This window comes from Acinetobacter sp. BMW17 (assembly GCF_001592855.1).
Classification (GTDB): domain Bacteria; phylum Pseudomonadota; class Gammaproteobacteria; order Pseudomonadales; family Moraxellaceae; genus Acinetobacter; species Acinetobacter johnsonii.
Genome location: NZ_LSOD01000038.1, coordinates 23,344 through 38,114, shown reverse-complemented (window position 1 = coordinate 38,114; position 14,771 = coordinate 23,344). Strand labels below are relative to the sequence as shown.

Here is a 14,771-nt window from a genome sequence, read left to right as displayed (position 1 = left end):
AATTAGTGGCGTGCAGCTTTTTTGCCTTCATCGACCGCTTTCACTATTGGTGCTTTGACCAAAGGCTCAGGCATAGAGGTCAACGCCAGTGGTAAAATCTCATCAATCGATTTCACCGCTTTAATCTCTAAACCTTCTTTGACATTGTCAGGGATTTCAGATAAATCACGGACGTTGTCTTGAGGAATGAAGACCAGCTTAATTCCACCACGGTGTGCAGCCAGTAGTTTCTCTTTCAAGCCACCAATGCGCATTGCACGACCACCGAGACTGGTTTCACCTGTCATGGCAATATCAGGGCGAATTGGGATGCCTGTGAAAGCAGAAACCAATGCAGTTGTTAACGCTAAACCAGCAGAAGGGCCATCTTTTGGTGTTGCACCTTCTGGTAAGTGAACGTGAACATCTGTTTCTTCAAAGCGGGTCGATTCGATACCTAATTCATCTGCACGAGTACGCACGACAGTCATAGCAGCGGTAATCGATTCTTTCATTACATCACCGAGTGAACCCGTGGTAATGAATTTACCTTTACCTTTGACTGCTGCAACTTCAATGGTCAACAACTCACCACCGACTGAAGTCCACGCCAAACCGTTCACGCGACCGACTTGAGCTTCATCTTCCGCCATACCAAAGTCAAATTTATGTGGACCTAAGTAGTCTGGAAGATTGGCCGAAGTCACATCAACTTGCAGGTTTTTCGCCTTCTTGCTGACCGCTTCTTTTACCACTTTACGGGCAATTTTAGAGACTTCACGCTCTAAGCTACGCACACCGGCTTCACGTGTATAACGTTGTACGATGTCACGAATCGCTTCTTCATGAACAGTCAATTCTTTCGCACGTAAACCATTGTTCTTCATTGCTTTCGGAACAAGGTAACGCTCAGCAATATTGACTTTTTCATCTTCGGTATAACCTGGTAGACGAATCACTTCCATACGGTCAAGCAAGGCTTCTGGAATATTCATGCTGTTGGCAGTACAAATGAACATCACTTCAGACAAGTCCAGATCAAGATCTAAATAGTGATCGTTAAACTTGCTGTTCTGTGATGGATCAAGTACTTCAAGCAACGCAGAAGCAGGGTCGCCACGGTAGTCTTGTGCCATCTTGTCGATTTCGTCGAGCAAGAACAATGGGTTCTTCACGCCAACTTTCGTTAAAGACTGCACAATTTTACCCGGCATCGCACCGATATAGGTACGACGGTGACCACGGATTTCCGCTTCGTCACGTACGCCACCAAGTGCCATACGTACAAACTCGCGACCTGTCGCTTTCGCAACCGATTCACCCAGTGAAGTTTTACCTACACCTGGAGGGCCAACCAAACAAAGGATTGGGCCTTTAAGTTTTTTCACGCGAGATTGAACTGCAAGATATTCCACAATACGATCTTTCACGTCATCTAAGCCGTAATGATCGGTATCCAAAATTTCTTGCGCTTTGCTTAAGTTAATGCTGACTTTGCTGGCTTTATTCCAAGGCGTATCTAAGATAGCCTCGATATAATTGCGCACCACAGCCGCTTCACTAGACGCAGGTTGCATTGCTTTGAGTTTACGGAATTCGCTTTCAGCTTTTTTACGCACATGTTCAGGCAAATCAGCTTCGGCAAGACGTTTTTCAATTTCAGCAACGTCATCTTCCGCGCCGCCATTCATGTCAGAAAGCTCACGCTGAATGACCTTCATCTTTTCATTGAGGAAGTATTCGCGTTGATTTTTCTCCATTTGACGCTTCACTGAGTCATGTAAAGTTTGCTCAATCTGTTGTTCTTCAGATTGTTGCAATAAATACGTCATCAGTTCTTGTAGATGTGCTTCAAACTCATCGTGTTCGAGGAATTTTTGCTTCACATCAATATTCAGTGGAACACGGGTCGCTACGAAGAATAACAATTGCAGTAAATCGTCAATCTTGTTCGCAGCAGCAATCAGTTCACGTGCATTACGCAGTTTTGCTTCAGCATATTGAGCAAACAGAGCACGTAATTCTTGAACACGTGTTTCTTGCGTGGTTTCGTCAATGTGGACTGACATTGGGCTAAGCGCATGTTCTGCGGTTAGATAATCATTTTCATCAATGATTTTTTCTAGCTTTGAACGATGCAAGCCTTCAATTAATACTTTTATACAGTTTTCATCATTTTCATGATTCACAACTTGCACAATCTTCGCGACAGTACCGTATTGATATAAGTTGTCGTGATCAATTTCTTCTGAAAGAGAATCTTTTTGAGCAACTACAAATACTAGATTGTCACTGTTACGAGCCACATCAACTGCATTGATCGATTTTTCACGACCTACAAATAGCGCGATTTGCATGTGTGGATACACCACCACATCACGTAACGCTAAAAGTGGTAATACACTTGGAACCTGAGGCTCTAAGGTTTCTTGATTCATAATAATTTCAGACATGGGCACTCCTAATGAGTGACAACGGTGTTGCCATGTTTTTTATAGTGATGGGTATTTTAAAAAATACAAGGGCAGGTCAAAATAAATTGTATAAAAAATGACTAAACATGTGATTTTTAAGTATTCTCAACAGTCAAAAATGTCAATTTTAGCGCTTGAAGCGTAAATGTTGTTGAGGGGTCAGCAGTCCATCCAAAGGTTGATCCCATTTTTCTCGAATCAAGCGCTGTGGCACCAACTGGAAGTGATGGGCTAAACCCAAACGAAACGGACGGTGATAGTGCGAAGAAGCCAAGGTTTTGTCGTAAAAACCACCGCCCATGCCAATGCGTGTGCCATAAGGATCACATGCCAATAAGGGCATGAGTAGCAGATCTAAATGTGAAACGTGCTGGCCACGTGTTGCCATGGGCTCTTGCATACCCAGCGGATGGTGTGAAAAGCGTTTATTTTGAAATTGATGACGTGAAACTTTGACCCACACCAAGCGCTGATTCATATTGCAAATCATCGGTAAATACACTGCTTTTTTTTGATGAAAACAATACTCAATGATTTTACGGGTCTGAATTTCCCCAAAAGCATGTAAGTAGATCCCGACGCGAGTGGCATGTTTGAATTCGGGCGCACGTCTTAGGCGCTGTAAAATTTGAAGTTCGGATTGCTGCTGTTGATAGGCGGAAACTTGTCTGCGTTGTTTGCGAAGCTGTTTTCTGAGTTGGGCAAGTTCAATCGACATGGTGAACGCAGTCCTGAGTATCGAAATAGTGAGTGTGAAAGTGATTGCCAAATTTAAAAGATGGCATCTGTTTATGGCGTAGTCGTTGAACCTTTTTTCAGTTCTTGCAAAATTGGGCAACAACTGTCTGTTGTGGTTTTACATTCATCCACCCAAGTTGAAAGACGTTGTTTCAAAGCATTCAGCTCTTGAATCCGTTGATCAATTTTTTCCAGTCGTTGCTGAATCACATGACGGACTTTTTCGCGATCGTCCAGTTGCAAATGTAGTAGATCCTGAATTTCACTGAGGTGTAAGCCCGCATCTTTGCCTTTTTGTATAAAGCTTAAGGTTTCAATGTCTTGTTGGCTGTAATAACGATAGTTTTGCGAGGTTTCAGGAATGCGCATCAGACCGATCCGTTGATAATAACGAATGGTTTCCACATTCACCTGACAGTGTTTTGCTAGTTTGCCAATAGTGAGCATAAAATAATCTCCAAAAGGCTTGACTCAGTACCTAGGTACAGACTTTATGCTAACACAATCAAAAATAAAAGGTGAGTCAGAATGAGTGAACAACATAAGACTTCTTGCTGTTCCAAACAGAAATTAGCACCGATGGTGGTGAATATCGATCCTGTCTGTGGGATGACGGTCGCAGAGGACTCCCTTCATGTGTATGAGCATCAATCAGTTCGTTATTTGTTTTGTTGTTCGAGCTGTTTAAAGAAATTTTCGTCCAACCCAGAGGCTTATTTAACATCAGAAAAAGCGCCCAGTGCTTGTTACAGTAAACCCAAAGTGGATTTAGCTGAGGCATCTTTGCAACCTCAAGATGGGGCTATGGTTGCAGTTTCAAAGCCAGAGTTAGGCTCGGAGAAGACCAAATTTATTGATCCAGTATGCGGTATGACCGTAACGGATTTAAGCAAACCTCACACCGAGTGGCAGGGACAGGACTACTATTTTTGTAGTGAAAAATGCTTACAAAAATTTATTGCAACTCCAGAGGCTTATGCAAATGCTGAACGTTCAGATTCTGTAGTTAAAGCTTCAGGTTGTTGTGGGTCGACCCCGAAAGTAGTTGAGAAAAAAGCATCCTGTTGTGAGCCTAAGCCGCAAACAGAATCAGACAGTAAAGCAAGTTGCTGTGGTGGAGGAAAGCATGAACATACTGCTCCATCTGGATCAGCTGAGTTTATTGACCCCGTATGTGGTATGTCAGTCGATCCTAATACAGAGTTAAAAACGGATTATCAGCAACAGATTTATTATTTCTGTAATCCTTCCTGCTTAGATAAGTTTAAAGGGGATCCTGAGTTTTATCTGATTCCACCCGATCAGCGTCCTGTGCCTGAAGGGGCTGCGGATATGGACTATACCTGTCCGATGGACCCTGAAATTGTACAAAAAGGACCGGGGACGTGTCCGATTTGTGGTATGGCATTGGAGCCGATGCAACCGACTTTAGATGATGCACCCAACCCAGAGTTGGTGGACTTTAGCCATCGCTTTTGGATGACTTTACCACTGACGTTGATTGTATTTGTACTGGCGATGGGTTCGCACATTCATAGTTTTATTTCACCGCATATTCAGCCGTGGATTGAGTTAGTCCTTGCGACTCCTGTGGTGCTGTGGGCAGGTAAACCCTTTATTGAACGTTGCTGGACTTCGTATAAAACCCGCAACTTAAATATGTGGAGCCTGATTGGTGTTGGGGTGTTGGCGGCCTATATTTATAGTGTCGTGGCAACGATTTTCCCAAGTGTGATTCCAATGGAAGCCAAAACTGGGCACGGCGTTGCAGTGTACTTTGAAGCAGCCTGTATGATCGTGTCTTTAAGTTTGCTTGGGCAAATCATGGAGTTAAAAGCACGTGCCAAGACTGCAGATTCACTGAAAGCCTTACTCAAACTGCAAGCCAACACAGCTAAGTTGGTTCAAAACGATCAAGTGGTAGAAGTGGATATCGGCATGGTCAAACAAGGCGATATTTTACAGATCTCCTCGGGCGAGCAGATTCCACTAGATGGTGTGGTGGTTGAAGGCAAAACCTATGTCGATGAAGCCATGATGACGGGCGAACCTGTGCCTGTTAAAAAACAAATGCATGACACGGTGATCGGTGGTACGGTCAATCAACAAGGCAGTATTCGTATTCAAACCACGGCGGTCGGGGCGAATACCACTTTGGCGAAAATGATTCAAACGGTGGCAGAAGCACAGCGTTCAAAAGCGCCGTTACAGCGTTTGGCCGATGTGTTTGCCAAGTACTTTGTCATCATCGTGCTCTTGATTAGTGTGCTGACCTTTGCTGCTTGGATGATCTTTGGTGGTGCACAATTTGACTTGGCTCTGATGTGTGCGGTGGCGGTACTTATTATTGCTTGCCCATGTGCGCTGGGTTTAGCGACGCCAATGTCTGTGATGGCCACGACAGGGCGTGCAGCGCAGAAAGGGGTACTGTTTAAGGATGCAGAAGCGATTGAAGCTTTAAGTAAGGTCAATACGCTGATTGTCGATAAAACAGGTACTCTGACGGAAGGTAAACCGAGTCTTAAAGAAATTCAGTTGCTCAGCCCACATGTGGAACAAGCACAAGTGGAACAGTGGATTGCCTCGATTGAGCAGTATTCAAGTCATCCGATTGCCCAGACTTTGACACAGTTGGTGCCTGCACAGCAATTGCTTAAAGTTGCAGACTTTGAGGATGTGACTGGCTTTGGTGTCAAAGGTCAGATTGGCGAGCAAACCCTCTATATTGGTAGCCAAAAGCTGCTTGAGCAACTCGGCATTACTCTAGATGATACTTTGCAAAGCCAGTTGAACCAGCAGCGTGCGACAGGCAATGTGATCAGTTTCTTAAGTAATAGCCAAGAAGTGCTGGCTTATATTTCTATTCACGATGCGATTAAAGCCAATGCGCATCAAGTCATTCAACAGTTGATTGATGATGGTATTGAAGTGGTCATGGCAACAGGTGACCATGAACAAAATGCCCAGTTGGTTGCTCAGGAATTGGGTATTCAACAAGTCTATGGCAACTGTACGCCAGCTGAAAAACTGGAGATCGTGAAAAAATATCAGGCCCAAGGTAAAATTGTGGCGATGGCGGGAGATGGGATTAACGATGCACCAGCCTTAGCACAAGCCAATGTCGGAATTGCCATGGGTAATGGAACTGATATCGCGAAACAAACCGCGCAAGTGACCTTGGTTAAAGGTGATATTCGTGGCGCAGCCGATGCGCTACATATGGCGAAACTGGGTGTGCGTAATATGAAACAAAACCTTGCTTTTTCCTTTGTGTATAACGGTTTGGGTGTACCTGTGGCAGCAGGAATTTTCTATCCATTAACAGGGTTATTACTCACCCCAATGTTCGCTGCGGTGGCGATGTCATTGAGTTCATTGTCCGTAGTCTTAAATGCTTTACGTTTACAGAAGAGTAAATAAGCGCTTTTAGATTCTTGCGTTCTCTTTTTAAGTTGAGTTTAAAAAAGCATCTTTTTAACAAAGGTGCTTTTTTTATAAAAATTCATGATGGAATGAAGCGCAGCGCGAATAAACATTGATTTTTCAAGCCTCTTTTCTTGATTCAACTTGATTTAAAGAGCATTGATCAGGTTCGAGCGAGTAAGGTTGTAATAGATGCAAAATAGATGTATTTGGGTAAGGCATAGCGCTTGAATGAGCGTCATCTCGTGAGACATTTTGAAATTATATAAAACAGTAACTTAAAAAATAGTGGTAACTGCCGTACTATAAGCGGGATGGAGTAAAGGCAGGGTTCAGGGTGAATTTAAAAAATCTAGAAGCATTTTATTGGGTTGTGACTTTAAATAGTTTCAATAAGGCTGCCACAAAATTACAAACGACTCAGCCTGCCGTTTCACAAAAAATCACCTCTCTTGAAAATGATTTAGGTTTTAAAGTTCTCGATCGCAGCTTTCGACAGCTTAAACCCACTCATAAAGGCATGACCCTGTTTAAATATGCTGAAAAGTTTATGCGTTTGGAAACCGATTTGGTGGCTGAGCTGACTGAAAACCAACACCTCATAGGAACAATTCGTTTAGGTGTTTCTGAGACGATCGTTTATACGTGGTTGGTTGAATATATCGAAAAAGTACAAAAAGAGTTTCCCAAAGTTTCTGTGGAAATTGTGGTGGATTTAACCCCAAATTTGCAAGAAGGTGTGCGTACTGGGGATTTGGACATGGCTTTTTTGCTAGGCCCAACTTTGGCTTTCGAGTGTGTAGAGCAGGCGCTGTGTGACTTTGAGCTGAGTTTCTTGGCAGCGCCATCTTTTAAAGGTGGTGTGGGCCAAATGTCGTTTAAGGCATTGATGTCTCATACCATTTTAACCTATCCGAAAATTACCTATCCCTATAAAGAGCTCAAGGCCAAAATGAAAGAGCAGGCGCTGGATGAGCCGCTTTCAATTACCAGTTATTCGCTTGCGACCTTATTGCGTCTTGCGGAGCAAGGTTTGGGGATCGCCGTTGTGCCGACCTTAACGGCCTTAAAGGAAATTACCGATGGTCGCTTGGAAATTTTAAATACCCCGATCCAGCTCAAAACCTTTCATTTCACCTCGATTTATATGCAAGGAAATGATGCTGCCTTGAAAGAGAAATTAACCGATGTCGCAGTCACTGTTTCTGAAAGTGCAATGAAAAGACTGCTTGAGAAAATTAAAAAATAATTGAGGCGCACGCAGTTTTTTGACAAGCGATGTTTCTTTATCTCAAAACGTAATTTGTTTGAAAAACTATAAAAGCAGCTTATCGTGTGTGATAAGTAAAATTTATCATTAGACTTTTAATAAATAAAAAATAATAAAATACAGTTATTTAGTTTTAATCTCGGATGTAAAAAGTCGTATTGTTCATCGCGCTTGCCTATGTTCTTATTTCAAATAGAAGATTTGATCCGCCATGGCTTTGGTTGGGCAACAGGGAATCTTTGTCAGTTAAAGGGATTTAAGAACAGAATTTGCAAACAAAATGATGTTCTTGGTTCAACTTGAAAATAGCGTTATTAAGCTCAAATGGACGAGGAACGCATTAAATATGTCTTTATTAAAATCTTCTTTTTTATCAGATCGCCAATGGGCCATTGTTGCTTCAATCTTCATGATGGCAACTTCCGCAATGGGACCTGGTTTTCTAACTCAAACCGCGGTCTTTACTGTGAAATTGGGTGCGGCGTTTGGCTTTGCCATTCTGGTGTCTATTTTGATTGATTATGTGGTTCAGCAAAATATTTGGCGTGTCGTAACACTGACGCAAATGCGTGCCTCGGATATTGCCAATAAAGCCTTGCCGGGCAGTGGTTATTTACTGGCTTTTCTGGTCATTTTGGGTGGCTTCTTCTTCAGTATTGGTAATATTGCAGGCGCGGCTTTAGGTCTCAATGCATTATTTGGGTTAGACACCAAATGGGGCGGCATTTTAAGTGGTGCTTTAGCCATTTTAATTTTTGCTTCAAGAAAAGCCACGCTGGCGATGGATAAAAGCATGATCGTTTTGGGGTTGCTCAAAATCATCTTGATTATCATTGTTGCTGTCATTGTGATGCCACCTGTAGGCCAAGCTGTTCATCAAACGTTTGCACCCGACCAGATTGATTTTGCCATTATCACCACGATTGTCGGTGGAACGGTCGGCGGCTATATCTGCTATGCAGGCGCCCATCGTTTACTGGATAAAGGCGCGGTTGGCCCTGAAAATATTGATGAAGTCGCAAGAGCTGCAACCAAAGGTATTGTGGTTGTAGGCATCATGCGTTATGTGCTTTTTTTAGCTTTCTTGGGCGTAGTGGTGAGTGGTGCAAGCATTGACTTAGCCAGCCATGATGCCAATCCAGCAGCACAAGCTTTTCAATATGCCGCAGGGACTTTTGGTTATAAATTATTTGGTCTGATTTTCTGGGCAGCAGGGATCAGTAGTACCATTGGCGCGGCTTATACTTCGGTTTCATTCTTTACCGCATTTAAGAAAAACCTCAGTCCAAAACAAACCAATTACACCACCATTACATTTATCTCTTTAGCTTTATTGCTGTATGTCGTACTGGGCGCAACCCCTGCTGGATTGTTGATTTTCGTTGGTGGCTTTAATGGTTTGGTACTGCCGATTGGTTTAACTATTTTTGTTTATGTTGCCGCTTGCCGTAAAGATATGATGGGGAATTATAACTATCCAAAATGGTTACTTATTTTGGGTGTACTCACGTGTATGTTGACATGGTGGATGGGCTATATGTCTTTTACTACAGTCTTTAATTATTTAACCAAACTTTAAGCCAGACGACGGTGAAGTGATAAAGGAATTAAGCCATGTTTGTAGATTTAAATAGTGACTTAGGTGAAAGTTTTGGTTCATGGAAAATGGGCAATGATGACCAAATTCTACCCGTGGTGACGAGTGCCAATATTGCGTGTGGCTTTCATGCAGGAGATCCGCTGGGGATTTTAAAGACACTGCGTAAAGCTGTTGAATTAAAGGTCACGATTGGCGCGCATGTATCTTATCCAGACCTCGTCGGTTTTGGTCGCCGTAATATGGATGTGTCACGTGACGAGTTGATTGCTGATGTGCTGTATCAAATTTCTGCACTGGATGGTTTAGCTAAAGTGGCTGGTTCTCAAGTGCAATATGTAAAACCACATGGCGCACTGTATAACACCATTGCACACGATCAAGCTCAAGCCGCTGCGGTGATTGATGCCATTAAAATGTATAACCCCGAACTGGTTTTGGTGGCACTGGCAGGTTCCCACTTGGTTGAACAAGCACGTGCGGCAGGCTTAAAAGTTGTCTCTGAGGCATTTGTAGACCGTGCTTATAACAGTGATGGTTCATTGGTTTCACGTCGTTTGGAGGGGGCTGTTTTACATGATTCGGCCTTTGTGGCACGCCGTGTGGTGTCTATGTTGAAAAATGGTGGCGTTGAGTCGATTGATGGTGTATTTACCCCGATTCAAGCGGACACGATTTGCTTACATGGTGACACCGCGGGTGCTTTAGAGATGTCGGCTGCGATTAAAGCTGAACTGCTAAATCATCATATTGAAATTCGTCCCTTTGTCTTAAAGCATGAGGAAGTAGGCAATGTATAAGGATATCCGAGTCGACTCAGCACAGCTTGAAGCCGCTTTAGCGGCACGTTTAAAAATTCGTGCAGGCTTTGATAAACCAACGGCAGGTATGGCCGCGGGTATGACGCAGGTCAATATGATTTCGGTGCCTAAAGATTGGGCTTATGATTTTCTACTGTATGCACATCGCAATCCGCAAAGCTGTCCTGTTTTAGATGTGTTAGAGGAAGGTGTTTATGCCACAAGACTGGCAGAAAACTCAGATATACGCACCGACTTTCCACGCTATCGTATCTGGAAAGAGGGTGAAATGGTCGATGAAGTCACTGATGCGAGTGACATTTATCATGCACATCCTGACTTGGTGACGTTTCTAATTGGCTGTAGTTTCTCTTTTGAAACTGCATTGCAAGAGGCGGGCATTGAAGTTCGTCATATCCATGATCAGACCAATGTACCGATGTATTTGAGTAATATTCAATGTCAGCCTGCGGGTCGTATTTCGGGCAACATGGTGGTGTCTATGCGCCCAATTCCATCCCATCAAATCGCGGATGCCGTCAAAATTACAGCACGGATGCCGAGTGTGCATGGTGCGCCTGTGCATATTGGACATCCTGAAGGTTTAGGCATTCGTGATGTGAATCAGCCAGACTTTGGCGATGCTTCACGTATTGAGGCTGGGGAAATTCCAGTGTTTTGGGCTTGTGGTGTAACCCCACAAGCGGCGGTGATGAACTCAAAAATTCCTTTTGCCATTAGCCATGCACCCGGTCATATGTTCATTACCGACATTCCTGATCGTGCATGGATAGGTTAAGCGGGACGAAAGAACAATTAAAAAGGATAGGCACATGCGTTTTTTATCGGTAAACGCGGATTGTTTTCTCATAGAGCTTGCCAGCCTAGAGGAAACATTGGCGTTGTACAATAAATTGCACACGATGCAATTGAATGGAATTAAAGACTTAGTCCCTGCTGCAAAAACGATTTTGGTATTTTTTAATGAAATCCAGACCACCTTTAAAACACTGGTTACTTCGATTCAGACTGTAAAAATCGGTTCAGGCGTTGAGCGTAATGTCCAAGAGCTGATTATTCCTATCTGCTATACGGGCGAAGATCTTGCTCAGGTTGCAGAGTTACAAGGGCTTACAATTGCTGATGTGATTTTGAAGCATCGTCAAAGTGTTTGGAATGTGGCTTTTATCGGTTTTGCACCGGGCTTTGCTTATATGAGTAGTCCCGATCGACCTTTTACCGATATTCCTCGTTTAGCTGTGCCACGTAAAAAAATACCGTCAGGTTCTTTGGGACTGGCAGGACAATATTCAGGGATTTACCCGAAAGACAGTCCGGGGGGCTGGCAACTGATCGGTACGACTGCTGAAAAAATGTGGGATCTAGGGCGTAAAAATCCAGCGCTACTTTTACCAGGGATGGCAGTACATTTTGAAGATGTCACACATCAACCGACCACGGTTAGCGTACCACAGCAAGTCACTGGTACAGTTGAACTTAAACAATCCATGCCTTTATTTACGGTAACTGCACCGAGTCTACAGATGCTGATTCAAGATGAAGGACGTTTTAATCAGACCAAGATTGGGGTTGGTGTTGCAGGGGCGATGGATGTATCGGCGATGCACAGTGCAAATCGAATTGTCGGTAACCCAACTCCGACGCCTGTGATTGAAGTTTTAAATGGTGGTTTGAAAGCCAAAATGCATCAGTCCGCAGTCATTGCGGTTACGGGAGCGATTTCAAATATCCACGTGAAATTTAGTGATGGCCAAAAGACTGACTTTGGCAGTTATCAAGCGATTGCTCTTGATGAAGGTGATGAATTTCAGATTCAAGCACCGACGGCAGGGCTGAGAAATTATCTGGCGATTCGTGGTGGTATCGATGTGCAGTCTGTGCTGAATAGTGCCTCATTTGATAGTTTGGCCATATTAGGACCAGAACCTCTAAAAATGGGGGATACGGTTTATCAAGGACAGGTTGACGTTTCAAATATCAGTATTACTGAAATTGTGAAATTGAACTTGCCCAAAGTCGGCGATGTGGTCGAGCTCGACATTGTGATGGGCCCGCGAACGGATTGGTTCGAAGCAGAGAGCATTGAGCGCTTATGTCAGCAAGCTTGGCTTGTGACCAATGAAAGCAATCGGGTTGGACTGAGACTTTCAGGTGAACAGCCGTTGCAACGCAAAATTACCCATGAGTTGGAAAGTGAGGGAACTTGTATTGGTGCCTTACAGATTCCACCCAGTGGTCAGCCTGTACTGTTTATGAATGACCATCCTTTAACTGGTGGCTACCCCGTCATTGCGGCTGTGGCAAAGCACCATTGGGATTTGGTGGCACAGATTCCAGCAGGTTGCCAAATCAAATTTAAAAAAATGACCGAATGTACAGATTTTGAGAATGAATGATGACTACTGAAAAATTATTAATTGCAAACCGTGGTGAAATTGCCGTTCGTATTATTCATGCTTGCCGCGATATGGGTATTCGCTCAGTTGCGTTATATGCCGATGACGATATGGACAGTATGCATGTCGAACTGGCGGATGAAGCATGGGGTTTAGCGGGTGCAACTGCACGTGAAACTTATTTGAATATTCCAGCCATTCTTGAGGTTGCTAAAAAATCCAAGGCGACCATGGTGCATCCAGGTTATGGTTTTTTATCTGAACGTGCTGAATTTGCACAGGCCGTAATTGATGCAGGCTTAAAGTGGGTCGGGCCATCGCCAAGCGCCATTGAAAAATTGGGTGATAAAATTGAAGCACGTAAGATAGCTGCTTCAGTGGGTGCACCTTTAGTTCAAGGTACACAAGACCCCTTAAATAATGCTGATGAAGCACTCGAGTTTGCAAAGCAGTTTGGTTTGCCTATTGCGATTAAAGCCGCATTTGGCGGTGGTGGTCGCGGTTTAAAAGTTGTTTGGAAACTGGAAGATGTAAAAGAGCTGTATGATTCGGCTGTACGTGAAGCGCAAGCCGCTTTTGGTCGCGGTGAGTGTTTTGTTGAGCAGTACTTAGATCAACCACGCCATGTCGAAGCGCAAGTGATTGCCGATCAACATGGCAATGTAGTGGTTTTAGGTACACGAGACTGTTCGCTACAACGTCGTAATCAGAAGCTGGTTGAAGAAGCCCCAGCGCCTTTTATCAGCGATGCAATTTATAAAGAAATTTTAACTTCAGCCAAAAATATCTGTCAGGCAGCCAACTATGTCGGTGCGGGTACTGTTGAATATTTGCTGAGCCGTGATGGAAAGCTTTCATTTTTAGAGGTTAATACCCGCTTGCAGGTGGAACATCCTGTTACTGAAGAAACGGCCAAAGTCGATTTGGTGGTTGAGCAAATTCGCGTGGCTCAAGGCCATGAACTTTCAATCAAAGAAACCCCGAAAGCGCAGGGGCATGCCATTGAGTTTCGTATCAATGCTGAAGACCCCGCTCGTGGCTTCATTCCTGCTTTTGGTGTATTGAGTTTATTTGAAGCACCATTTGGTCAGGGGGTACGTGTAGACACAGGTGTTCGTACTGGTTCTTTGGTGTCGAGTCATTTTGATTCGCTTATGGCAAAACTGATTATCACAGGCCCAACCCGTGAAATTGCGATCGCTCGCGCTAAACGTGCGCTGAAGCAATTTAAAATTGAAGGGGTTGCATCGGTTTTAGACTTTCACCGTGCTGTATTAAATGAAACTGATTTTACCGACACATTCAATGTTCATACTCGTTGGATTGAAAATGATTTTAAACAGGACTTAAAGCCAACGAAACGCAGTATTCCGAATCATCAACAACCGATGTTACTCAGCTATATTGAAATTGATGGGAAATTACACCGTTTAGGCTTACCTGCGGGCATGTTTGCACAAAACCCTACAATCACTGCTCAAGACCAACCAGCTACAGAAACAGCAGTGAGTGCCGAACACTTACTTGCTCCAATCAATGGCGTAATTAGCGCTTGGAAGGTAGAAAACGGAGAGCAGGTCGCAGAGGGGCAAGTGGTTGCGATTATGGAAGCCATGAAAATGGAAGTCCCTGTACTTGCACATCAAAGCGGAATGATTCAATTGACAGCTTTGCAAGGCACAACTTGTCACGCAGAGCATATTATTGGATCGATTTGCTAAAAAATTAAATCATGTGAATGAACCTGATGCAGCATTCAGCTAAGTCAGGTTTTTGTTTTGAAACTCTTAAAAATTGAGGGCTGGTTAGCTTTGTTTTATGGATAAATGAAGTGGAAAAATGGTTCGATAAAGATTTAATAGTCCAATAAAAGCTTTATTTTAAGAGATAGAGATATTCAATAATCATTTTGTTTGGTAGCAGAGAGACAAGATGAAAATGATAAACTTGAAAAATAAAAATGAAAGAGTATTAGCGATGTATGTAATTATTATTTTTAACTAAATAAAGTACTCCGAAGATGCCGCTGCATGTGTCGTTACCCTGAATCCGATGAGTTCTGAGGGAAATATT

The 14,771-nt window shown here is 43.4% G+C and carries 9 protein-coding genes and 1 pseudogene; 7 read left to right on the top strand and 3 right to left on the bottom strand.

Annotated elements, in window-relative coordinates; translation table 11 throughout:
• Nucleotides 1-2: 2 nt before the first annotated feature.
• From lon to AXW61_RS11730, 3 genes are all read right to left on the bottom strand, one after another.
• Nucleotides 3-2,432, bottom strand: coding sequence for an endopeptidase La (gene lon, locus AXW61_RS11740; RefSeq protein ID WP_010326303.1), 2,430 nt, complete (start codon nucleotides 2,430-2,432; stop codon nucleotides 3-5).
• A 148-nt stretch (nucleotides 2,433-2,580) separates the two neighbouring features.
• Entirely contained in the window at nucleotides 2,581-3,171 is a 591-nt protein-coding gene (locus tag AXW61_RS11735; protein WP_062034441.1) for a 5-formyltetrahydrofolate cyclo-ligase, read from the bottom strand.
• 71 nt (nucleotides 3,172-3,242) lie between these two features.
• Nucleotides 3,243-3,638, bottom strand: coding sequence for a MerR family transcriptional regulator (locus tag AXW61_RS11730; RefSeq protein ID WP_062034440.1), 396 nt, complete (start codon nucleotides 3,636-3,638; stop codon nucleotides 3,243-3,245).
• An 81-nt stretch (nucleotides 3,639-3,719) separates the two neighbouring features.
• Between AXW61_RS11730 and AXW61_RS11725 the strand changes: the two genes are divergently transcribed.
• The 7 genes and pseudogenes from AXW61_RS11725 (at nucleotide 3,720) to AXW61_RS11695 (ending at nucleotide 14,419) form a co-directional block, all read left to right on the top strand.
• Nucleotides 3,720-6,611 carry a heavy metal translocating P-type ATPase gene (locus AXW61_RS11725; protein WP_062034439.1) on the top strand — a complete coding sequence of 964 codons (2,892 nt, stop codon included), beginning with the start codon at nucleotides 3,720-3,722 and terminating at the stop codon, nucleotides 6,609-6,611.
• Between the two features lie 340 nt (nucleotides 6,612-6,951).
• Nucleotides 6,952-7,863, top strand: coding sequence for a LysR family transcriptional regulator MumR (mumR, locus tag AXW61_RS11720; protein WP_062034438.1), 912 nt, complete (start codon nucleotides 6,952-6,954; stop codon nucleotides 7,861-7,863).
• 345 nt (nucleotides 7,864-8,208) lie between these two features.
• Nucleotides 8,209-9,463: pseudogene (locus AXW61_RS11715) on the top strand (NRAMP family divalent metal transporter).
• Nucleotides 9,464-9,498: 35 nt separating this feature from the next.
• A complete protein-coding gene (locus AXW61_RS11710) occupies nucleotides 9,499-10,281 on the top strand; it encodes a 5-oxoprolinase subunit PxpA (protein ID WP_062034437.1) in 783 nt (260 codons plus the stop codon).
• Nucleotides 10,274-11,080, top strand: a complete 807-nt coding sequence (locus tag AXW61_RS11705; RefSeq protein WP_010326309.1) for a putative hydro-lyase — start codon at nucleotides 10,274-10,276, stop codon at nucleotides 11,078-11,080. The genes AXW61_RS11710 and AXW61_RS11705 overlap by 8 nt, the downstream gene beginning before the upstream one ends.
• Nucleotides 11,081-11,114: 34 nt before the next feature.
• A complete protein-coding gene (locus tag AXW61_RS11700) occupies nucleotides 11,115-12,698 on the top strand; it encodes an urea amidolyase family protein (protein WP_062034436.1) in 1,584 nt (527 codons plus the stop codon).
• Entirely contained in the window at nucleotides 12,698-14,419 is a 1,722-nt protein-coding gene (locus AXW61_RS11695) for a biotin carboxylase N-terminal domain-containing protein (RefSeq protein WP_155858672.1), read from the top strand. The genes AXW61_RS11700 and AXW61_RS11695 overlap by 1 nt, the downstream gene beginning before the upstream one ends.
• The last annotated feature ends 352 nt before the right edge of the window (nucleotides 14,420-14,771 follow it).